Annotated in this window: 19 protein-coding genes; 10 read left to right on the forward strand and 9 right to left on the reverse strand. The window is 44.8% G+C overall.

Features of this window, described 5'->3' with window-relative positions; translation table 11 throughout:
* The first annotated feature begins 181 nt into the window (after nt 1–181).
* The 3 genes from B2M23_RS03780 (at nt 182) to B2M23_RS21665 (ending at nt 3,652) form a co-directional block, all read left to right on the forward strand.
* On the forward strand, nt 182–1,588 hold the full coding sequence (locus B2M23_RS03780) for a sigma-54 interaction domain-containing protein (protein WP_052237391.1): 1,407 nt from the start codon (nt 182–184) through the stop codon (nt 1,586–1,588).
* Nucleotides 1,589–1,802: 214 nt separating this feature from the next.
* Nucleotides 1,803–2,621, forward strand: a complete 819-nt coding sequence (locus tag B2M23_RS03785; RefSeq protein ID WP_038353411.1) for a hypothetical protein — start codon at nt 1,803–1,805, stop codon at nt 2,619–2,621.
* Nucleotides 2,622–2,818: 197 nt separating this feature from the next.
* Nucleotides 2,819–3,652 carry an SEC-C metal-binding domain-containing protein gene (locus B2M23_RS21665; protein WP_052237392.1) on the forward strand — a complete coding sequence of 278 codons (834 nt, stop codon included), beginning with the start codon at nt 2,819–2,821 and terminating at the stop codon, nt 3,650–3,652.
* Between the two features lie 47 nt (nt 3,653–3,699).
* Here B2M23_RS21665 and B2M23_RS03795 read toward each other — a convergent pair whose 3' ends face one another.
* The 3 genes from B2M23_RS03795 to B2M23_RS03805 all read right to left on the reverse strand — a co-directional run bounded on the left by B2M23_RS03795 (nt 3,700) and on the right by B2M23_RS03805 (nt 6,723).
* A complete protein-coding gene (locus tag B2M23_RS03795) occupies nt 3,700–4,059 on the reverse strand; it encodes a helix-turn-helix domain-containing protein (protein WP_081571347.1) in 360 nt (119 codons plus the stop codon).
* Between the two features lie 553 nt (nt 4,060–4,612).
* The gene (locus B2M23_RS03800; protein WP_038353412.1) at nt 4,613–5,443 is read right to left on the reverse strand and encodes a hypothetical protein; all 831 of its coding nucleotides are present in this window, start codon (nt 5,441–5,443) and stop codon (nt 4,613–4,615) included.
* A 17-nt stretch (nt 5,444–5,460) separates the two neighbouring features.
* On the reverse strand, nt 5,461–6,723 hold the full coding sequence (locus B2M23_RS03805) for an MFS transporter (protein WP_038353413.1): 1,263 nt from the start codon (nt 6,721–6,723) through the stop codon (nt 5,461–5,463).
* Between the two features lie 153 nt (nt 6,724–6,876).
* Between B2M23_RS03805 and B2M23_RS03810 the strand changes: the two genes are divergently transcribed.
* On the forward strand, nt 6,877–7,794 hold the full coding sequence (locus tag B2M23_RS03810) for a LysR family transcriptional regulator (protein WP_038353414.1): 918 nt from the start codon (nt 6,877–6,879) through the stop codon (nt 7,792–7,794).
* An 84-nt stretch (nt 7,795–7,878) separates the two neighbouring features.
* Here the strand turns inward: B2M23_RS03810 and B2M23_RS03815 are convergent, their stop codons facing one another.
* The 3 genes from B2M23_RS03815 to B2M23_RS03825 are packed head-to-tail and all read right to left on the reverse strand — an operon-like array spanning nt 7,879 to nt 11,984.
* Nucleotides 7,879–9,282 carry a trimethylamine methyltransferase family protein gene (locus tag B2M23_RS03815; RefSeq protein ID WP_038353415.1) on the reverse strand — a complete coding sequence of 468 codons (1,404 nt, stop codon included), beginning with the start codon at nt 9,280–9,282 and terminating at the stop codon, nt 7,879–7,881.
* Nucleotides 9,283–9,294: 12 nt separating this feature from the next.
* Nucleotides 9,295–10,728, reverse strand: a complete 1,434-nt coding sequence (locus tag B2M23_RS03820) for a trimethylamine methyltransferase family protein (protein ID WP_038353416.1) — start codon at nt 10,726–10,728, stop codon at nt 9,295–9,297.
* Nucleotides 10,725–11,984, reverse strand: coding sequence for an MFS transporter (locus tag B2M23_RS03825; protein ID WP_038353417.1), 1,260 nt, complete (start codon nt 11,982–11,984; stop codon nt 10,725–10,727). Before B2M23_RS03825 ends, B2M23_RS03820 begins: the two co-directional genes overlap by 4 nt.
* A 238-nt stretch (nt 11,985–12,222) precedes the next feature.
* Between B2M23_RS03825 and B2M23_RS03830 the strand changes: the two genes are divergently transcribed.
* Nucleotides 12,223–13,329, forward strand: coding sequence for an ArsR/SmtB family transcription factor (locus B2M23_RS03830; RefSeq protein ID WP_038353418.1), 1,107 nt, complete (start codon nt 12,223–12,225; stop codon nt 13,327–13,329).
* A gap of 158 nt (nt 13,330–13,487) precedes the next feature.
* On the opposite strand, the gene metA is transcribed toward B2M23_RS03830, so the two are convergent.
* The 3 genes from metA to B2M23_RS03845 all read right to left on the reverse strand — a co-directional run bounded on the left by metA (nt 13,488) and on the right by B2M23_RS03845 (nt 16,727).
* Complete coding sequence (gene metA / locus B2M23_RS03835; protein WP_038353419.1) at nt 13,488–14,414, reverse strand: homoserine O-acetyltransferase MetA; 927 nt, start codon at nt 14,412–14,414, stop codon at nt 13,488–13,490.
* A gap of 78 nt (nt 14,415–14,492) precedes the next feature.
* Entirely contained in the window at nt 14,493–15,419 is a 927-nt protein-coding gene (gene cysK / locus B2M23_RS03840) for a cysteine synthase A (protein ID WP_038353420.1), read from the reverse strand.
* Nucleotides 15,420–15,440: 21 nt separating this feature from the next.
* Nucleotides 15,441–16,727: an O-acetylhomoserine aminocarboxypropyltransferase/cysteine synthase family protein gene (locus B2M23_RS03845; RefSeq protein ID WP_423240876.1), complete on the reverse strand. Its 1,287-nt coding sequence runs from the start codon at nt 16,725–16,727 to the stop codon at nt 15,441–15,443.
* Nucleotides 16,728–16,955: 228 nt separating this feature from the next.
* Between B2M23_RS03845 and B2M23_RS03850 the strand changes: the two genes are divergently transcribed.
* The 5 genes from B2M23_RS03850 (at nt 16,956) to cas6 (ending at nt 22,747) form a co-directional block, all read left to right on the forward strand.
* The gene (locus B2M23_RS03850; RefSeq protein WP_052237394.1) at nt 16,956–18,218 is read left to right on the forward strand and encodes a deoxyguanosinetriphosphate triphosphohydrolase family protein; all 1,263 of its coding nucleotides are present in this window, start codon (nt 16,956–16,958) and stop codon (nt 18,216–18,218) included.
* Between the two features lie 369 nt (nt 18,219–18,587).
* Nucleotides 18,588–19,598, forward strand: a complete 1,011-nt coding sequence (gene aroF, locus B2M23_RS03855; RefSeq protein ID WP_038353422.1) for a 3-deoxy-7-phosphoheptulonate synthase — start codon at nt 18,588–18,590, stop codon at nt 19,596–19,598.
* Between the two features lies 1 nt (nt 19,599).
* Complete coding sequence (locus B2M23_RS03860; protein WP_038353423.1) at nt 19,600–20,502, forward strand: prephenate dehydrogenase; 903 nt, start codon at nt 19,600–19,602, stop codon at nt 20,500–20,502.
* Nucleotides 20,503–20,899: 397 nt separating this feature from the next.
* A complete protein-coding gene (locus tag B2M23_RS03865) occupies nt 20,900–21,670 on the forward strand; it encodes a TatD family hydrolase (RefSeq protein ID WP_038353424.1) in 771 nt (256 codons plus the stop codon).
* 384 nt (nt 21,671–22,054) lie between these two features.
* Nucleotides 22,055–22,747, forward strand: a complete 693-nt coding sequence (cas6, locus tag B2M23_RS03870) for a CRISPR-associated endoribonuclease Cas6 (protein WP_038353425.1) — start codon at nt 22,055–22,057, stop codon at nt 22,745–22,747.
* Nucleotides 22,748–22,757: the final 10 nt, after the last annotated feature.

The following is a 22,757-nucleotide window of genomic DNA, read 5'->3' on the forward strand; positions in this document are numbered from 1 at the left end:
AATAATAACGCAAGTTGTGTGCCAAGCTTGTTTTTGATTGATATAACACTAAAAATTTTAAAAACCAGGAAAAATAGCGTTTTGATGATAAGTTGAGCAGATTAAACGGTAGGTTTCTTTGTAATTTTGCACCGTATATGGTACAATATGTTCCTATAATGAACGCAGAGGTGCATGGAAAATGTATAAAAAATACAAACCGAGCAAAGAATATCTGGCTTACCTGGATTCATTACCCAAAAGCTTTTTTGTAGCAGTGCTTGAAAACAGCTATAATGAGCACATTGTTTACGATGCTGATGGAAAAATCTTGTATGTAAATCCTGCCTGCATAAGGCATTATGGCTTAAAGCCAGAAGAAATGATCAACCGCAATAACGCGGATGTGTATCAGGGCTACTGGACGCCTCCGGGACTCGATATTTTCCATTCAAAAAAGGATACTGCGTTCCTGCGGCAATATTTCATCCCTTCAGATTCTGTTTTTTATACGATTGGTGTTCCTGTCCTCAACGAAGACCATTGTATTGAGATGATTATTGGAACCGTGCAGGAGGAACCGGTAAAGGAATGGGATGTTGATTATAATAAAAAAAGCCGGTCCTCTAAGAGCCATTTCAAGTCGGAAGAGCTTCCGCTGATCAGCGTTTCATATCAGTATTGGAAAATTGTCAGTGAACTAAAAGAAGTATCGGAATCGTCCATCCCGATCATGCTTCTGGGAGAGTCAGGGACTGGCAAGACCTATATGGCAAAATATATTCATGAGAACAGCCATAAGGAAGGCCTTTTTATGGCTCTGAACTGTGCCGCAATTCCAGAAGCGCTTCTGGAGTCAGAGCTGTTTGGCTATGCCGGGGGCGCTTTTACCGGCGCCAGTAAAGACGGAAAAGTGGGATTAATCGAAATGGCCAATGAGGGAACTTTATTTTTAGATGAAATTGGGGACATGCCGCTGTCAATACAGGCAAAGCTTTTAGATGTCATTGAAAACAAACGTTATCTGCCTGTGGGCAGCACAAAAATGAAATATGTGAATACGCGCATCATAACAGCTACCAATAAGGATATTGACCAGTTGGTGGACAAGGGGGAATTTCGGGAAGACCTTTATTGGAGAATCTGTACCTTTAAGGCCATTATTCCCCCGTTAAGAGAAAGAGTGAAGGATATACTCCCCCTGGCGAACTTTTTTCTGAAGCATTTTAATCTGAGCTATAATAAGTCGAAAAGATTTTCAAAAGAGATCATAAACTTTTTTCAGGAATACCCATGGCCGGGTAATATCCGACAGCTTAAAAACCTGATCGAACGCCTGGTGGTGACAGGCCGGGGAAATGAGATTGCCATGAAGAATCTTCCGGATTACCTTTTGGAGGAGACAAAGAGGCTTCCAGACTACCAAAAAACAGGTATGGGCTTCAACAAAAGAGTGGATGCCTTTAAAAAGGAGCTTGTACAAAAAGCGTATGAGCAGTATCCAACCATTAGAAAGCTCGCGCAGGCCCTTGAGGTAAGTCCGACAACAGCCCAGAGATTAGTAGAGAAATATTGTAAAGAGATTTCCGAAAGGTCGTCGGAAATGTAAAAAAGCAGCCCGCCGCGGCTGCTTTTTTATTGGTTGAAAATTATGTTTGATGGGGTCGTATGGTTGATCTGGAAGTGAATAAGCCCCAGAGAAGAAAGATTGTTAAAAACAAAACATAATTATTTTTAAGAAAAATAATTTTTTACAAAAAGTAATTTACTTTTATTTATCGCTGTGCTAAGATTAAACCATTACAAAAGTAAGGGGATTTAATATGTTTACAGAAATTGAAACAGACATGCTATTGGAAGAAATTGCTCAGGGGGATGAATTGTATGAGAGCGATGCAAACAGAGCGATTGATATCTGGTATCCGGTTTTCCTGAAAATTGCAAATGAGAGTAAGGCAATGAAGAGCACCTATTTATATGCGTGCATCAGGGATTATTGGAAAGCGATGGAAATCAGCGGTTGGTTTGATGATCTGGTGTCGACTTTCTTTTGGTCCAAACGCAATCGGGAGAAGGAGCGGGAAGATTTCTGCAAAATTATGATGAATGATTTTGATACGGGCAATATCCGGAACGCTTTTCAGGTTAACCTGGCCGATCTTTTTTTTCTGCAGGGTAAAGAAAATGAAGCCAATGCGCTGATGGAAAACGCGCTTGCAGATTATCCGGTGAATTTTTTTGGCTGGCAGCGCTACGCTGAGCACTATACGAAAAAAGAAACAAAGCAAGATATGAACAAGGCTTACCGTATCTGTGAAAGAGGTGCGGAGGCATTTCTGAACAGCAGAATGGATGCCAGCATACTCATAGAAAACGGCGCGGATATTTTCATAGCGGGCTTTGCAGCGCTGTGTGAAAGCCTCGGAAAAGATGAGGAAATGGACTATTTGCAAAGAAAAAATAAAGACATGAAAGCACGGTGCGAAAGGGAAATCCGGAATTACAGAAAGTATGAGGCTTATAACATTTTGTATAAAGAAAAAGAAACAATAGAAACGATTGACGAGCGGGTGCTTTCTGAAATTCTGGATCCATGCGCAGGCTGCAGAAAACGAGGCAAATGTAAATCCAAATCCGCGTGAAAGTGAAAAGAAGGACTGAGTTATCGGAGAAAAGAGACCGCAGTTCCGGAGGAGGAGACGGCAGCATCGCCTGAAACGGCCGAACCGGTAAAATAAAATTTTGAAGCATTTCGGAAATAATTTTTTTGTAAGAATAATTTACTTCGAAATGTATTATGATTAAACCATTACAAATAAAAGCAGATTAAGGGGAAAAAATGTTTACAGAAAAAGAAACAGCCGATTTGATGAAGGAAATGCGGAGAGGGTATAGCTTCGTGGAAAAAAACAACGATAAAACCATTGATATCTGGTACCCGATATGGGAAAAGTTCGTTGAGGAAAACCGTAAAACGGGGAACCGCAATTTTTTGGCCTGCCTTGACAGCAAGACGAATATCAGGACATATGTCAGCTTTGGGAACTGGATTGGCGATCTGGAGATGGCTTTTTTAAATTCAGGAAGAGGTAAAGCACGGGAGCGGGAAATCTTCTGCACGACGATGCTCGGAGAGTTTCAGCGGTGCTGGAGCACGGGAGATATTGATCAGAACCTGGCAGAACTTTATTATTTACTGGGAAAGCGTGAAGAGGGAGACGCTCTTTTTGAAAAAATGCTCGAGGAATATCCTGAAGATGTCTATCTGTGGGCAGACTACGCCAGAGAATACGGCGGAAGGCACGGTGACGATAATGAGAGGGCTTACACCATTTATAAAAGGGGAATTGATGCCGTGCTGGCAGAATGCGCCAAGCAGCCTGAGTTGGATTTGCGCCACTACCGGGATATCGACCTCCTGTATGACGAGATAGCCGAGGTCTGCACCATTCTTGGCAAAACGGAGGAAGCGGGCGAATGGCTGGAAAAAAGCCGGGCCATCAGCAGGAGCGCGGAGGACCACTATACGACGGTGACAGAGGCGCCTGATTTTTCCTGTGAACCGCTAAAACAGCAGCCCATCATCGCCCCGCCAAAGGTTGGCCGGAATGATTCCTGCCCCTGCGGCAGCGGAAAAAAGTATAAGAAGTGCTGTTTGAATAAAGCAGACTAAACATTGTTTTTGCAGCGTAAAAAAGCAGCCGTGGCGGGCTGCTTTTTTTATTTTTGGGCTTCCGGTACTTCCTCAACCGGGTCATGACTCAGCAGAAACAGGGTCAGAATCTCTTCTGCGTATTTGCCTTTATCTTTGGGGCAGCGCTCAAGCAGCTCCAGTATGGCTGAATATTTTGTACCCATGTACTCCCGCGGGCCATAGAGGATCGCGTCCGACGACATTTTGAGGGCATTGCAGAAATAATTCAGGCTTTTGAGTGAAAAGCCCTTTGTTCCAAGCTCAATATCGGCCAGAAAGGTGGGTGTGATGCCGATTTTTCTGGCCAGCTGGTCCCGTGACATATTTAAAAAGGTCCGCTGTTTGCGGATACGAAGGCCAATGGCCTTGTGGTCGAGTTCCTGCATTTTTCTTTCCTCCGTCATTGTGTTTTTGTCCGCGGGACAGGGGTTCAGCCCCGCTGTCCCGCAGACGGCAAACAAAAAAGCCGTGCAGGGCCAGACGTGACCATACACAGCTTCAAAAAACGAATTAAGGATACAGAAGTCCCCTCGATCTCTTTCTCCGAAAACGCGTTACACAAATACACCGCCTTATTACTTTGGAGTACAAAAAATCACTTGTGATAAAACACAAAATGGCATATAATAAATAAGCGGTACGTGCCCGGGAGGGCCGTTGTGTATGGTGGTGTCTTCACCTGCGCAGGCCGGTAATGTGTTCCCGCACATTGCCGGATGCCGCACTTTTTATTTGCTTTTACTTTATCATTATATCCCCTCTTCTATAAATTTGCAAGCTTAATTGTGCATAACTCTTTTCAAAGTTATTTTAAATAAATTTTTGTTTTTAAAAATCAAGTGGCCTGGTGTGGATAAGTTAGAGTTAGCTATCGTAATTTTTTTCATATTAAAAGACCTGTTATTAAGAAAATAACAGGTCTTTTGTATAAAAAATATTTTAGAAACCGCGTCCAACAAGACAGTTCAGCTCGCAATTACGGCAGTAGTCAATGATGGATTCTGCCCTCCCGTAACCCTCAATTTCGAGTTTTGAAGCGTTATCGGCTTCTTCATCCTTTTGCATTTGTATGTCACACGTTTTTAAATTGTATGTGCCGTCTCGGCCAGGGAGGTTGTTTTCTGAAATATTTGAGTAATCTTTTTCTGAATAGATTTTTTCTGAAAAAACATTTTGCGGACAGCTTGTTCTGCAGGGCATTGCGCAGTTTTCGCATGGATCCCAGTTCAGCGGTCCGGTAGAAGGTATGTCGATATTTAAGAACATGGCCCTTAATCGAACGCGTGGACCATATTGAGGGGTGACAAGCAGGTTGTTTTTTCCAATTACGCCCAAGCCTGCAATCACAGCGGAATCCTTTAGCCAGACGCCCCCCTTTTCGACATAGTAGTTTAAGGGCTTCGCCATCACACCTTTGTAGGTGCTGTTGATATAGTCATAAACCCTTTTATTAATCTCCATAAGTTTTTTATTTCCGAGCGGATTTTTTTCATCAATCCACCAGTCCAGGTGTTTTTCTTTTTCAGAATGGGCATAGGTAATCACTAAAACGGATTTCATACCTTCTTCCCAGGCGACTACGCCCTCAGGCAGGCCGGTTTCGTATGGTATTGCGCCAACACGGTCAATATGCGGACGCTCTGGCATCATAACAAATGAAGGCGCTCCTTTTAGGTCTTTAATGTTTGCGATTCCCGCGCTTGAAGCGCCGAATTCTATTGCCATGTGAATTAAGTCTGAACCGATTGTCCTTAAGTCTTTTTTTAGCATTTTATAATCCTCGTTTCTTAAGCTTTTTTGTTTTCTTTTTTAATGATACGATACAATGTTAAGGTTGCGACTGCGCCTACAATGGCCGAGCAAAGCATATAAATAAACATGTATTTGTATCCTGTAATACCAGGAAAAGCGTCTAAAAGATTTCCAGTGATTGGATAAATAAAGATCTGCGGCAGGCAGCCGATGACAGATGCGAAGCCTACAGCCATTCCCGTATATTTTAAAGGAATCTTTATTTCGTCGATAACCGCAAAGTATAAGGCACGGATCATAAATAAACCGAGGCTTAAGATAAGGATGGCTACAGCCGCAACAGCGATCATTTTTGGTGTAGCGGGTACAAAAAGAAAAGTTGCAAGAGCAATCCCCATTATAGTGAAGCCACAGAAAATAACCTTTGGATTTGAGTGAATTTTATCTGCGATAAATCCTGCTGCAATTCCTCCAAAGACAGCTAAGCCGTAAGATTTTATAAGACTAATGGCAGCTCCGAGGGATTCACTGACACCAAAGAAATTTGTTAAATAGGGTGTAACATAGCTGTAGCTTTCATAAACCATGAAACAGCAGAACATCAATAGTGTAAGCAGCCAAAGACTTTTGTTTTTCAGCATATCAAAATAATCTTTGAAAGTATGCTGCAGACTTTCGTTTTTAATACTGTCATCCTCTCCATCATCACGCAACTTTTTAACACAGGTGAACGCCAAAATACTGCAAAGAAATCCCAGAATGATAAAGTACCACAAAACAGCCTTAAAGCCAGCCGCTCCTTCACCCAGCATGCCAAAGATCGGAATAATAAAAACGCCATATATTACAGGTAATAAGCCCCTGCCGCCTTCAAGAAAGCCATAGAGACGACCCATCTCGTTTGGATCCCCCAATTCTCGAGTGGCTTTCATCATTGCAGACCAGAGCGGCACTGTACAGGTTACTCCATAAGCGGCATAGCAGAATAAAAGAATATTGTACGATGGAAACAAAGCTACAATTATCCCGATTGTACTGGTTGATGCAAGGGCGATGGATATCAGTTTATTTGCATCAAAACGATCCGCGACCCAGCCGGCGGGCAAATAAGAGATAACACAGGCGATTCCAAATACAGACATTAAAGTACCCATTTGAGCATTGCTGACATTAAAATACGCCAGTACCGCGTCGTAATAAGACCAGCTTAGATATGGCAGTTCATATACTGCTGCACCACAGATACACAGTGTAAGCATTCCTAAAATTTGTTGTTTCCTTCTTTTTTTTGGTTCCATAACTCCTCAACTCCTCTTTTTTTTCTTAGTATAGCACAGACAAAATGTAATCGTTAGAACAAAAAAATGATACTTAGCTATAAGAAAAATAGATAACAGATTGACATTAACTGTTACTTTGATATAATATATAGTGAGAGAGGAGGAAAAACAATGACATTTAAGCATCTTTCATATATTGTTGCAGTGGCCCAATATGGCAGTATTAACAAAGCTTCAGAAGCTCTTTTTGTTTCGCAGTCAGCGATCAGTACAAGTATACAGGCAGTTGAAAATGAATACGATATTACTTTGTTTACCAGAAACAATAAAGGCGTGGAATTAACAGATATGGGTAAAGATTTTGTTTCGTATTCTAAAAGTATTCTTATGCAAAAAGATTTGTTAGAACAGCAGCTGATTAACAAAAAACCGGTTTGCCACCACCAATTGAGCATTGCTGCACAGCAGTTCCCCTTTGCAATAGAAGCATTTTTGAAGCACTTAACATCTCTCGCAGATGAAGAAACCTATCAGTTCAGTATTAAGGAAACAGATATGTACGAAGTGATCAATGAAGTGTATGATAAAGAAAGTGATATAGGGATTATCTTCCTGACAGATATGACAGAACGTTATATCAAAAAAGTTCTTGATATGAAAAAGATAGAATTTCATAAATTATTGGAAATTAACCCTCATGTCTTTTTGCGCAATGCACATCCATTAGCGCATAAAGAAAAGGTTTCGGTTTCAGACTTAACGGTTTTTCCCTGCGTTTCTTTTGACCGTGATTCAAAGGTATCTTTCGACTATTCAGGCGAAGTGCGGATATGGGGACTCGAGAGGCCTTCGAGAATTATATATGTCTACGAACGGGCAACAGCGATCAATATATTGGCAAATTCTGATGCTTTCGCTGTGGGAAGTGGCTTGCTTTCTAAAGGATTAGGGGATGAGCGAGTCGTTGCAATACCGATTGATAACGCTAAAAACAGGATGATTCCTGGATGGATTAAAAGAAAAGACGTTACCATTACTGAAGATATGCTGTGTTATATTAAGTATCTGGAAAACTGTGTATGGGAATAAAAAAGAAAATATTTGACCTATTAGAAAAACCTGCTGCTGTCTGGTTATCATTCAGACTGCAGCAGGTTTTTTGTAATGGATATTTTACAGATATTTGTCCCGGATGGCATCCAGCTTTTTCAGCTTATCCTTGTCAATCGGGGGCTTTTCGTAAGCTTCAAGCCGCTCTTTCAGGATTTTGTCCAGTCGGTCATTGATGCTCAGATGTTCTTTTACATAATCGGCGTGAGACATGCGGTGTGAGAATTTCGGGAAGTGATGCTCTTTCCGGTAGTTTTTGAGGGTGTCCTTATTCTTGATATAGGTATCGTGGTGCCCTACTCTGGTAATCAGGCTGGCGGTAGTATCTCTAAGGTCATCGACAGGCTTTATATAGGCCTGGACATTCCGGACGGTTTCTTCGTCCAGTATAAATTTGCGGTAGCTGGCGCTGTTAAAGGTATCAAGACTTCCAAACATAAAGGTGCAGGTATCGGTTTTAGTGGCAAAGGCATTGACAATTCCCAAGGTGCTCTCCATTGGCGCCTGAACGTCAAAGGCCTTAGCGTCAGACCCGCCTGACGGCATTTCAAATGGGATGTCGTAGTATTTTGCCATTTCGCGGCACATTGCCAGCATTTTAAAGGTTTCCGGCGCGCCGGTTGAAAGCTGAAGCGTCCGCATATCGGTGATGGCAGAATAGACGGAGTAAATCATTGGCAGGCCTGGAGCCATAAGCTGTACCAGCGTGATCAGCGCCAGGTTTTCCGCGTTGGATAAAACCGTGTCGTCAATGGCCTTAAGGGGTCCGGTCATCCCGGCGGAGGAACAGGGAACACATTCAATGGGCTGTCTGAATTCGATGGCCTTTATCAGGGTGTTTAACAGGTTTTCTTCAAACCGCAGCGGTGAAATGGGACAGAGGGAGACATACATTTTATTCACATCTTCCTGCTCGATTAAAACGTCCAGGATTTCCTGCGCCATGCAGACATTTTCGACACAGGCGTTGGACAGGCCCATGGCCTTTGTGCAGTGTGTGAAATAGTCATAAACCGGCTGCATGATGCTTTCGTGCTGCGTCGCATTTTCCACAGGAAAAACAAGAAGTGTGGAACCCAGCTCACAGACGTCGCTGGTTTGTGCCAGCTTAAAGAAATTTTTCAGATCGTCAAAGGTTGCGTTCCGTCTTGTAAAATCATCATCAATCATAAAAGGAGAGCAGGTGTTCGGCGCCATGATCGGATGGTCATTATGGCCGATCTTTACGGAATGTTTTGGATCAACACCCTCGAGAATAAAGGAAGCGGGTGTGGATTTGATGGCATTCTCGATGAGGTTCGCGGGAATTTTGACGATATTCCCCTCGACGGCTGCGCCGTGTTTTTTGAAAATTTCAAGGATTGCCGGATGGTTCATCTCAGCGCCGCATTCCCACAGTACATCCAGTGTGGCCTGGTGGATCGCTTCTACCTGTTTTTCGGTTAATGGTTCATACGTAAAGTTCATAATAGTTCCTCCCTATAATGTTTCTCGATATTGATTTGGAATATATTGGTTTACCAGGCGTTCCTGTTCTGCTGACAGCTTTGGCGGTTTATATGCAGCGATGCGTTTTATACGTTCTTCCATCAGGGCGTCGGTTAACGGCTTGCTGCCGGAGTTTTGCCATTGGTTGGGGTCTTCTTTGTTTAAGAGCTTTGGCGCAAAGAATTCTTCTTTGAACATTTTCGGCGTCCTTCCGTGCAGGAAGTTCCCGCGCGGGCCAACCTCTGAAAGAAGGCTGAAGCAGGACTTTTCTTCAGCGGTGTCAATCCCCCTTAAGAATCTGGCGGCCATGCGGTAGGCCTCCTCATCCATTAAAAACTTGTCAAAGCTCATGACATTAAAGCTCCCGATTGTGCCGCAGCCGTGAAGGATGTAGTCTGGCTTTATATCAAGGGTGGCCATGCACATCAGCATGGTCTCCAGTCCAGCCTGCACGTCACAGCCTTTGGCGTCGCTCAAGCCTCCTGCGGTTCTGAAGGGAACCTGGTAAAGGTCTGCCAGCCCGGCGAGTGCGTAGCTTACAAGGGCGGTTTCCGGCGAGCCGATGGCCAGCTGAACGGTCCGCAGGTTGGTGGAGGCAGAGGTGTTTCCAAAAACCATGGGATGGCCAGGTTTGATAAGCTGTGTAAGAACCGCGCCGGCCAGAACCTCGGCATTGGTCATGGCAATCAAGGAATAAACGGAGTAAGGCGCTGTCAGCATTGGCATGGCGCATGGCGCCAGCATCATGGGGATTCCATGCTTCGCCATAATCATGAGCTTTTGCAGCGGATCGGTATCATAGCATAAAGGTGACAGCGGATTAACGAGGTAGATACCATGAGGCATATCGTTTCCATAAAAGTTGTTAATAAACTCAAAGCTGCGGCAGTACATTGCCTCAAAATCGTACGCATGAGGCAGTCCAAGTGGGAAAGGATAAATTTCCAGTGTCGCCTTGTTTGAATACTTAAGCATCATGGCTGTCTGGTAGAAAATATGCTCGTCCTCAGTCATGCTGTTCTCATCAGCGAAATAATTCAGATAATTGCTTGTGATGATGTCGCTGGTATCGGCGAGTTTAAACATATCGACGGTGTCTTCGTTTTTTGTTCTGCGAATATTCTCACCGTCGTTAATATAGATATTCCCGCTGACAGGCTCCATCAGCATACTTCCGCCGCCGACCGTTGTGGAGCCGGCTTGTGTGTATAGCTCAAAGGAAGCTGGAATTTTTTCAAGGGTTTCTTCAATCATAAAGCGGTCAAAGAAAACCTTTTGTCCGTCAACACGACACCCGTTTGCTTTCAGGATTTCCAGAGCTTTTGGATGTTCAAATTGAACACCTACAGCGCCCAGGATTTTTAAAGACAGCTCGTGAATATTTTCAATATCATTTTTTGATATAATGCGTTCATAATTTTTCATTGTGAAATTTCCTTTGCTGGATTCGTTTTCTGCTTTTTAATGCGTCTATAGAGAACAAACGCGGCGGCAGTGCCTACTACGGCAAAGACAAGCATATAGATGAAAAGAATGTGGTAGCCCTGTGTGCCGGGATAAGTGTCCAGCCAGTTGCCAACCAGAGTATAGACAAAGGCTTCGGGCATGAATCCGATGACGGAGGCAAAACCAATGGCGGCTCCGGTCAGGTGCATGGGAATATTGAGTTCATCAATGGTGGCAAAATAAATCCCGCGGGACATAAAGATGCCGATTGCCACAACAAATAAGGCAATGATGACCATAATCAGGTTGGCTGGACCGGTAGGAACCACTAAAAATCCGATTAAACCGGCGATAGCGATGAGAAATACAATGGCAATGACGCGTGCGTTTGAGCCGGTCTTGTCTGCGATGAACCCGGAGGCGATGCCCCCCACCACGCCGATCGCATAAAAACGGATGAGATACAGAGTGGCGCCCATCGAATCGCTCAGCCCAAAGAATTCAGTCATATAAGGTGTGAGATAACTGAAGCAGGCGTACATGTTGTAGGATGAGAAGATGACCAAAGCAACAAGCCACATACCGGGCATTTTTATGATCTGAAGAACTTCCTTTCCAGATGCGCCCTTCTGACGCTCCCCTTCCTCCTTTTCGTATTTGATGAATAGAAAAGCGACGAGTGCTCCGAAAAAACATAAGACTGAATACGCGATAAAGACACCGCGCATCGCCCCCAGAGCAGCGCCCAGCTTGTTGAAGATCCAGACAATGATCAAGCCGTAAAAGACCGGGAAGAGACCGCGCCCGGCCTCAAGAATGCCAAAGAGACGGCCCTGTTCGCTGCTGTCCCCCAGCTGCCGCGTGGCTTTGAGCATGGCAGCCCAGAACGGCAGGGTTATGGAAATGCCCCAGAGAATATAGATTAACAGAAGAATTGGATAAGATGGAAAAGTACTGATCCACAGCCCCAGCAGGCCGGTGGCAACGAGTGAGACGATCATTAAGATCTTCGCTGGATATTTGTCTGCAAGCCATCCCCCCGGAAAGTAAGCAAGCATTGCGACCAGCCCATAAGCGCTCATCAGCGTTCCCATCTGTGTGTTGTCGATGGAAAAAGCCTCAAGCATCAAATCATAATAACCATAGCTGAGATAAGGCAGTTCATAGACAACTGCGCCGGTCAGGCAGAGTGCAAATAACGTCAAATACTTTTTCATATTTTGTTCCTTTTGCATGACGGTTTCCCCTTATAAAAATTTTTGAGTTGATCAACTAGGTAAAGAATATCATATATTTACTAATTAGTCAATAATAGATTGATTAATTGGCTTATATGTTATTTATGAAATGATCAAATATATATTTATCAAAATGTGAATATACTATTGAGTTTTAGGGTCGTTTCGATTATAATAAAAGTAGAACAACTTAGAATATGATTACGTGAGAGAAGTGTAGTAAGGAGAGGTAAAAATGCCGCTGAGTAACTATTATGATTCGAACATTCGTCAGGAGGAGCGTGTTACTGCGTCCTTTTATATTGATCCGATTTTTGAAATGTCGTTTTTTTTGCATATTCTGACCAATGAGACGCACCATGTTTATAACAAAACCCTGTTTAACCGGATGCGGGAAAAAATAACACCGGAATTTTTAGAGGAAGTGCTGGCGTTAGATAAGGTCACCTGGAGCTGGACCTTTCCGCCGGAGATGATGCACTATCTGACCATTGATGAGGAGAATGAGCCCTTTGAGGTGATGATTGAAAAGATGGACCAGCTGTCAGACGCCAGCTACTGTGCGGTGGCATTTCCCTATAACAAGGTCAGCCGTTCCACACTGCATAAATGGATGAAGGAACCCGAGCTTATTCTCGAAGTGGAAGACAGCTATCTGCCAGAATATGTTGATAAACAGACCTCCTATGATTTTTTAGGCCATATTGAGTCCTACAGGAAACGTATCTCCGGAGTGCTCCGGGAGCTGTGGGAGAATGTCTTTAAAGAAGAATGGCCGGGTATCTCCGCGTTACTGGCCGAGGAGCTGAGCCAGAAAAAGGCTTTGTTTGAAAAGACAGATCTCTCAACCTTTATCAGTGGGATTCATCCTTGTATTTCCTTCCAGAACAGAAAGTACATCTATTCAGATAAAAATGAAAAGTACCCAGGATACAATCATATTTTCGAGGACTTTTTCATCAATATCAAGGTTTATGCTTCCCTGTTCTGCGCGCCGCATTACTTTTTTACCAATGACCGGATTAACCTTGTGCTGTGTTCAAATATTATACTGGAAAATGAAGAGCTGGATAAAATTGTTAAGGAGCTTGTCCCCTATTTCAAGGCCTTTGCTGATGAGACACGCTTGAAAATTATCTGCATGATCGCAGAAAAGCCAATGACGACCAAGATGCTGTCTGATGAACTCATGGTTTCCCCGGGGGCAGTCTCACGCCATCTAAAGCAGCTGACTGCTCTTTCAATGACCGATGTCCATAAAGTCCGTCAGGAGGCCTTCTACTCTATCAGCAAGAAAAAACTGGATGATATTTTAAATCAGATTACATTGGGAATAAAGTAGTATGTGATTTAAATATGCAGAAACGCCGCTTTGCAGTGCCGTTCTAAAAACGGTTTTGCAAGCGGCGTTTGTTCTTGTTAATGCAATTAGGATCATTAACCCAGAAAAGGGAAAATGTTCGCAGAGTATGTCTTTTATGGACAAAATACCTTACCAAATCAGCCAAAATCCGGATGGTTATCCAGGTCATAAGGCGTTGCCTGATAAACGTAATAATTGAGCCAGTTGAAAAAAAGCAGATTGGAATGGCCGCGCCAACGTACCACGGGTTTTTTCGCAGGGTCGTCGCCCGGGTAATAGTTATTGGGAACATTGATGGGCTTACCCTGGGAGATATCCCGGTCGTATTCTTTTTTCAGAGTATCCCAGTCGTATTCGCTGTGGCCGGTGATAAAGATCTGCCGCCCTTCCCTGGCAGTCACAATGTACACGCCCGCGTCGTCGGACATGGCCATCATGGAGAGTTCTGGTACCTTTTCGATATCCTCGCGCCGTACCTCGGAATGACGGGAGTGGGGCACATAAAAAATATCATCAAAGCCGCGGAAAAGCGGAATGTATTTTTCCTCAAGATGGTGTTCAAAAACGCCGAAGAGCTTGTGGTCCAGATTGTGCTTGGGCACGCCATAGTGATGGTATAAAGCTGCCTGAGCGCCCCAGCAGATGTGAAGCGTGGAGTAGACGTGAGTCAGGCTCCAGTCCATGATATCCACCAGCTCATCCCAGTAGTCCACTTCCTCAAAGGGGAGAGTCTCGATGGGCGCGCCGGTAATGATCAGGCCGTCAAAGTATTCGTAACGTACATCGCTGAAGGTTTTATAGAAGGTATCCAGATGCGTCTGATCTGTATTTTTGCAGTCATGGGTGTCGGACTGCAAAAGGGTGACATCCACCTGGATAGGGGTGTTGCCCACAAGCCGCAATAGCTGGGTTTCGGTAACGATTTTGGTGGGCATGAGGTTCATGATAGCGATTTTCAGCGGACGGATATCCTGTGTGGTTGCCCTGTCCTGGTCCATAACAAAGATGTTTTCATTTTCGAGAATCTGAAAAGCAGGCAGATCGCCTGGAATTTTGATAGGCATAGAGTCACTTCCTTTTTTAGTTAATGTCGATTAAGGCCAGATTGCTGTGCCTTGCAATCCGGCCTGCCCGGGTTTTATTTAATTAAAAAGCGGTGTGGATAAGTAGCGTTCTCCTGTGTCGGGCATCAGGACAACAATGTTTTTCCCCGCGTTTTCTGGCCGCCTGGCAAGTTCTATGGCCGCCCAGGCCGCGGCGCCGGAGGAAATACCGACCAGAAGGCCCTCGGTTTTGGTTAACACACGGGCGTAGGTGTAGGCGTCCTCATCCTTGACTGGAATGATCTCGTCGATGATGTCAAGATCCAGCACAGCGGGGACAAAGTTTGCGCCGATCCCCTGGATGGCGTGAAAGCCAGCGGGCTCACCCTTTAACACCTGTGAGCCCCAGGGCTCCACAGCAATTATCTGCACATCAGGATTTTTTTCCTTTAAACCCTTTCCCACGCCGCCGAGGGTGCCGCCTGTGCCAACGCCGGCCACAAAGATGTTCACCTTTCCGTCCAGGTCTTCCAGAATTTCCACAGCGGTGGTCTTTTCATGGGCGATGGGGTTGGCGGGATTTTCAAACTGCTCCAGAATAATGGAGTTTGGAATTTTCTGGTTAAGCTCTCTGGCCTTGTCGATGGAGCCCTGCATGGCCATATCGCCGTCGGTCAGGACGATTTCTGCGCCAAAAGCCTTGAGCAGGCTTCTCCGCTCAATGCTCATGGTTTCCGGCATGGTCAGAATGAGGTGATAACCTCTGAGGGTTGCCACCAAAGCCAGGCCAATGCCTGTATTGCCGCTGGTGGGCTCAATGATCGTGCCACCGGGAGCAAGGAGCCCCTTTTCCTCTGCGTCAAGGATCATGGACAGGGCGATACGGTCCTTAACACTGCCGCCGGGATTAAAAAATTCCAGCTTGCCGAAAAGGTTAGCCTTCAGCGCCTCCTTTTCCATCAGGTGGTTTAGCTTCAGAAGCGGTGTGCCGCCGATGAGCTCGGTTAATTCTTCATAGACTTTCATTTGATTGTACCCTCCCTGTATTTATTGCTGTGAAAGCTTCAGCGCGTCGTCAAGGGCGCCGATCAAGTCGTCGGCGTTTTCCAGACCGATGGACACACGGATCATATCCTCTGTAATACCGGCTGCCAGCAGTGCGTCACCGGAAAGCTGCTGGTGGGTCGTGGTTGCCGGGTGGATAACCAGAGACTTGGCGTCGGCTACGTTGGCAAGGTGGGTGAAAATCTGGATATTATCAATGAACTTACGGGCAGCCTCAATGCCGCCTTTAATGCCAAAGGTAAAGATGGAGCCTGTGCCGCGGGGAAAATATTTTTCTGCCAGAGCGTGGTATTTGTTGTCTTTTTGGTCAGGATAATTTACCCAGGTAACCGCTGAGTGGCCGGATAAAAAGTCAATGACTCTGCGGGTGTTTTCCACATGGCGGTCCAGCCGCAGCGAAAGGGTTTCAAGGCCCTGAAGCAGCAAAAAGGAGTTAAACGGGCTGATGCAGGCGCCGGTATCCCGGAGCATCTGGACGCGGGCCTTCGTGATAAAGGCGGCTTCGCCAGCGTCCCGGGTGTAGACAATGCCGTGGTAGCTTTCATCAGGCTCTGTGAATTCCGGGAATTTTCCACTGCCTGCCCAGTCAAAGGTACCGCCGTCCACGATGACGCCGCCGATGGTGGTGCCGTGGCCGCCGATGAACTTGGTGGCAGAGTAAACCACAATGTCTGCGCCGAAATCCAGTGCCCTGAAAAGATAAGGGGTGGCAAAGGTGTTGTCGATGATCAGCGGGATTTTATGGTCATGGGCGATTTTTGCAACGGCTTCGACATCGACGATGTTAATGCTGGGATTGCCCAGGGATTCGATGTAAATGGCCTTGGTGTTTTCATTGATCGCGGCTTCAAAGTTCGCTGGATCGTCCGGGTCCACAAAGGTGGTCTTGATGCCAAATTTTGGCAGAGTCGCGTCAAACAGGTTGAAGGTGCCGCCGTAAAGGGTAGAGGCAGCGACGATTTCGTCACCGGCCTGGGCGATGGTCATCATTGTCAGGGTGATGGCCGCTGAGCCAGAAGCTACCGCCAGAGCGCCGACTCCGCCTTCAAGGGCGGCCATGCGCTTTTCCAGTACGTCAGAGGTTGGGTTCATGATACGGGTGTAGATATTGCCGTTTTCCTTTAATCCAAAGAGGTTTTCTGCGTGTTCGGTGCTGTCAAAGGCGTAGGAAGTGGTCTGGTAGATGGGCACTGCCACAGAATGGGTTACAGGGTCCGGGGTTTGTCCGGCGTGAAGCTGGAGGGTTTCAAATTTCAAGTTTTTATCCATGATTTATCTCCTTAATGCATGAAAACATATTAATTTAATAAGAATTATATGTAATATACCATTATTCCATATGCTTGTCAATGCAAATAATGCTTTACGGGCTTTTAAAAGTGCTGTATAATAAAATTTAAGGAAGCATTTGGACCTGAGGAATCCATTTGTGGAAGAAAGCCCGACGGAAAGCCCGGAGGGCTTTTTTTAGAATTTACGGAAAGAAGGTGACAGGAAATGATCAATACACAGGGGCGTCTGGCCAGGGTGGCAACGGTTCCGGAGTCGGAAAAGTGGAATGCCGCCACCGCCAGACAGCATACGCTGTACCAGAAGGAGGGCGATATCCGCACACCCTTTGGAAGAGACTTTACGCGGATACTCCACAGTACAGCCTACAGGCGTCTCAAGCATAAAACCCAGGTGTTCTTCTCGCCTGGGAATGACCACATCAGCACTCGGATCGAGCATGTAAACTACGTGGAATCTGTAGCGTCCACCATCTGTGAGTACATGGGGCTTAACGTAGAGCTGGCAAGAGCCATCGCCATCGGCCATGATCTGGGTCATCCGCCCTTTGGCCATCACGGTGAAAAAGTGCTCAATGACATTGTCCGGGATGAGAAGCTGTGGAGCGGCCAGAATGGTCAGTATTACTGGCATGAAAAAAACGGGCTGCACTTTGTGGATAATATTGAGCTGCTGGAAGGGCCGGACCGGAAAAAATATAATCTTGATTTGACCTACGGTGTGCGAGATGGTATTATTTCCCACTGCGGCGAGGTCAGCGAGGCCGCCCTGTACCCAAGAGAAGAAGCCATTGACCTGTCAACTTTTAAACGCGTCAACCAGTTTTCGCCCTTTACCTGGGAGGGCTGTGTGGTCAAGCTGGCCGACAAAATATCCTATCTGGGCCGCGACATCGAGGACGCACAAACGCTGGATATTTTGAGTGACGGCCAGCTGGAGATACTTGATGGTATCGTGGCAGAGTATTTTGAAAAGCAGGGACAGTCCAGAGGAAATGTCAACAACACCACCGTTATTCACCTTTTGATCCTGGACCTTGGAAAAAACAGCTCTGTTGCGAATGGACTGCGCTTTTCTGACGAGGGCTTTGAAGTCTTGAAAAACATCCAGGATTTTAATGTAAAGAATATCTACCATCACGAACGGCTAAACGGCTATAAAGACTATGGTGAGCTAATCATACACCGGGTATACGATGCGCTGAAGGAGCTCTATAATAAAGGCGAGATCACAGAGAAACTTCCCTATTTTCAAAAACAATTCCCCCTGTTAACCACCAACTTTCTGGACTGGATCAGCGACTACTGGAATCAAACCGATCGGCGGACAGAAGACTACCGGCTGCAAAATCGGATCATCTACCACATTCCTGAAGAACCTCTGGATTTCTACCGGGCCATTATCGATTATATCTCTGGTATGACGGACCAGTTTATCGAAAAGATCTATCAGGAGCTCATCCGGTTTTAACAGGAAGTTCTGAGCAATATATTTTTACAAAAACGCGTTGACAACTCGCGGAAACAGGTCTATAATGAAAAACAACTTAAAAAACTAAGTAAAGGAAAAACGTCATGAAGGATTTAAGAATGAGCTTAAATGCATACTTTTACTTTAGCCAGGGCTATTATTATGGTGCTGGTTACTTTGCGTGCATGAAATTAAGTTCACCTGAGAGTCGTTTTGCGGTGTCATAGAGGCATTGTAAATTTTCCAATACTGAAGAAAAATCAGTTTATTAAGGGAGACTCGGTGAGTCTCCCTTTTCTTTTGTCCTAAAATGCCTGCAAGTGCACATGCAGGCCGTGAATTTAAATAAAAACCTAAGGAGAAATACAAATGATTGTTGTCGTAAAACCAGGAACACCGGAAGAAGAAGTACAGAAACTGGCCGCTGCCATTGAGAGACAGGGATTAAAGATCCATTACTCTCAAGGGGTGGATCATACAATTTTAGGCTTAATTGGCGAAACTCAGACCATTGACGTCCATAAGCTGCGTTCAAATCACATTGTTGAAAAGGTCATGCGGGTACAGGAGCCTTACAAAAAAGCAAACCGTGCTTTCCATCCAGATGATTCAATCATTGATGTTCAGGGAAACCTCATCGGTGAGGGCCATGTTTCCGTTATCGCAGGCCCTTGCTCGGTGGAAAGTGAGGAACAGATCATTGAAATTGCCAGGGATGTCAAAGCATCTGGCGCTAAATTTTTGAGAGGCGGCGCTTTCAAACCCAGAACATCCCCTTACTCATTCCAGGGAATGGGCGCAGACGGTCTGGAGCTGCTGCTTTTGGCTAAAAAGGAAACCGGGCTGCCTATTGTTACTGAGCTGATGGACATGTCTCAGCTGCCGCTTTTCGATGAGGTAGACATTATTCAGGTTGGCGCCCGTAATATGCAGAATTTCACCATGCTCAAGGAGCTTGGTAAAATTGATAAGCCAATTTTGCTGAAACGCGGCCTGTCCGCTACCATGCGGGAATTCCTTATGTCAGCGGAATACATCATGGCAGGCGGCAATGAACAGGTTATTCTCTGTGAGCGCGGTATCCGCACCTTTGAAAACGCGACCCGCAATACCCTTGACCTGAGCTGTATTCCACTGCTCAAGAAAAAGAGCCATTTACCAGTGATCATTGATCCAAGCCATGCGACAGGGATCAACTGGATGGTGGAATCCATGTCAAAGGCCGCCATTGCCGCCGGTGCGGACGGTGTCATGATTGAAGTGCACAATAAGCCTGAAGAAGCATTGTGTGACGGGGATCAGGCCATTACGCCGGATGCGTTTGATAAAATTATGGCGACACTCAAAAAATACGCGGAATTTGAGGGAAAGGTTCTTTAGGATGGAGACATTAAAAGGAAAAACCGTCAGCTTTATCGGTCTGGGACTCATGGGCGGCGCACTGGCCATGGGCATCCGAAAGCAAGGGCCGGATAAGATCTGTGCCTTTGACATTAATGAAGAAGTCCTGGAGGACGCCCTGAGGAAAGAGGTTATCGACTGGGGTGTCAGCGAACCGGAAGGGATCCGCCAGATTCTGGGAGTATCTGATCTGGTGGTGATTTGTCTTTATCCACAGCTTGCGCTGGATTTTATTTTGGAATATATGGAGGACTTCAAAGAGAACGCTGTTATCACTGATATTACCGGCGTTAAAAAGCTGCTGGTCGATCATCTCAAGGGAGTACTTCGGGAGGATCTGGATTTGATTCTGGGCCACCCGATGGCCGGCAGCGAAAAAGAAGGCTTCGGCAATGCAGATGATGCCATTTTTAAGGAGCGCAATTATATTTTAGTTCCTCAGCCGGAAAACAAACCGGAAAATTTATCCTTTATCAAGGAGATTATCCGCAATCTGGGCTTTGTGAATATTGTAGAAACCACCGCAGAAGTCCACGACCAGAAGATCGCCTTTACTTCGCAGCTCTGCCACGTTATCGCCAGTGCCCTGGTAGACAGTGAGGATGACCTCCACATCACGGATTATGAAGGCGGCAGCTTCGGAGATCTCACACGCATTGCCATGATCAATGCAGGCATGTGGACAGAGCTGTTTATCTGCAATAAGGAAGCACTGGTAGATCAGATTGAAAAGTTTGAAAAAAGTATGGACACCATGAAAAAAATGATCCAGGCTGAGGATAGTGACGGACTCACAGAAATTTTAAGCAATGTTCGGAAGAAAAGAATTACCATGGAAGTGGACCGTCAGAATAAAACATCGGCGAAAACACAAAAAGCTTAAAACTTTCTGAAGGGAAATTTGCACAAAGTGAGAGCGAAAACGAGTATCATTATCGTGAAAACTGTTACAAAAAAGGTGCAACGCATTTCACTATTGACTTATTTTCAAAAGGTTGTATACTATAGACAAATAAACAAATACCAATTGAAACTCCCCTGTTTCAAGCGGTGAAGATTTGTTTATTGAGCTGTGAGTAGTGAGGCTCGCAGCGGAATAAAATCATATATTACCCCCCCCTCTCCCCTATAGAGAAGCCCTCGAGACAACGTCCCCCCTTATGCGTTGCGAGGGTTTTTCTCTTTTTTGAATTTATTCTGGAATTTTGGAAATAAATCATTTTAAGGACTTTCATAATGACATTTGTTCGATTATAATAAACCAGAAGGAAGTGATAAAAATGTTAGCAGACAGCCACGCGCATTTAGATGACGAGCGCTTTGAAAATGAAGTGGATACGATTATCGAAAACGCCCGAAATGCCGGTATTGGTTTTATTTTAAACCCCGGCACCGAGGAGGGCACCAGCACCCGCGCCGTAGAACTGAGCCAGACCTACGATATTGTTTATGCCGGTGTCGGGTTTCATCCCTCTGACTGCGTGTCGTTTGATAAAAATAAACACCCGAAGATGATCAGGAAGTGGTGTGAACTGGATAAAGTACTGGCCATTGGAGAGATTGGCCTGGATTATTATTATGACGACGGCGCCCCGAGAGATTTGCAGAAGAAGGTTTTTGAGGAACAGATCGATCTGGCAAATGAACTGAAAAAGCCCATCATCGTTCACGACCGCGATGCTCATGGTGATTCTATGGATATGGTAAAATCCTGTCTTGATCCCAATGTCGGCGGGGTATTTCACAGCTATAGCGGAAGTGTTGAGATGGCCAAAATTTTGCTTGATTTTGGGCTCTATCTCTCCATCGGCGGCCCCCTGACCTTTAAAAATTCCAGAAAAGCTCCCGATGTGGTTAAGTATATGCCGATGGACCGGCTTCTCATCGAAACCGACAGCCCTTACCTTACCCCAGTCCCCTACCGGGGAAAACGCAACGAGCCCGCCTATGTCCGTTTTGTGGCCGAAAAGGTTGCGGAGATTAAGGAGATTACAGTGGAAGAGGTGCAGGAAACAACGTTTGAGAATTGTCGGAGATTGTTTGGCGTTTAATATTGTGAGGAGTATAAGGAACCGCTAGTCGGTTCTTTTTTTATTTACTTTCAACTGTAAACGTGATACAATCTAAGTGAAATCTAACTTTTCTGAAATGTTTTTTGAAGATTAACATGGGATGTTTATTGAGACCACAATAACAAAAGCCTGGAAAGGAAAAGATGAAAATAAAAATTATTTTTAGAATAAAGTTATTTAATATATTTGAAGTTTATGTGTCTAAAGAAAAAATTAGATAAAATTTTACTGATTTTTTGAAATGTAAATTTACCAGCATACAGAAGATTTCAACAGATAATTCAGAAAAGTGTTGTGTGCTGGTATTTTTAAAGAACTATAAAGCTTTCTGAATTTTTAATTATTTAAAATGGGGTGATGGATATGCAGGTTTACGAAGGACGGTTAAAAGTATTTTTACTCAAGGATATTTCAATTAATTCAGTTCAGGAAAAAATCAGCGCTTTGATTGACAAAGCGCTGGTGCAGAATGAAAAAATGGCGGTGTTTCATCAAAAAATCAGCTATAAAAATTATTGCTTTTCAGGTTTTTATCCAGTAGAGAGTGAGAGAGTCTACAGACAGGATAAAATTTACACCATACAGATACGGACAATAGATGAAAATTTGATGAATTATTTCAAGGAACACCTCATCAATGCTTATACCGAAGAGATGAAGTCCCTGAACATGACTGTAAGAAGAATCAAAAAAATTCCCATTAGCCGAATCTACACTTTAACGCCACTCATCCAGAAATTCGATGGCGGTTACTGGAAAGAGATTGTCACACTTGATGAATTTGAACGGAGGCTTAAGGAAAACCTGATCAAAAAATATAATAATTTCACGGGTGAAAAATGTGATGAAGACTTTGAACTTTACACACATCTGCAATTTGACAACAAAGGCCCGATTTCCTGTCCCTATAAAGGAATTACATTATTGGGAGACAAGATTACTTTACAGCTTGCACAAAACCCCATGGCTCAGGAGCTCGCGTACATGGCACTGGGCTGCGGGCTCGGTGAAAACAATGCCAGGGGAAATGGGTTCTGCGGTTATAGATACCTTTAGAAAGGGGTGA

Origin of the sequence: Eubacterium limosum, from assembly GCF_000807675.2 — a bacterium.
Taxonomy (GTDB): domain Bacteria; phylum Bacillota; class Clostridia; order Eubacteriales; family Eubacteriaceae; genus Eubacterium; species Eubacterium limosum.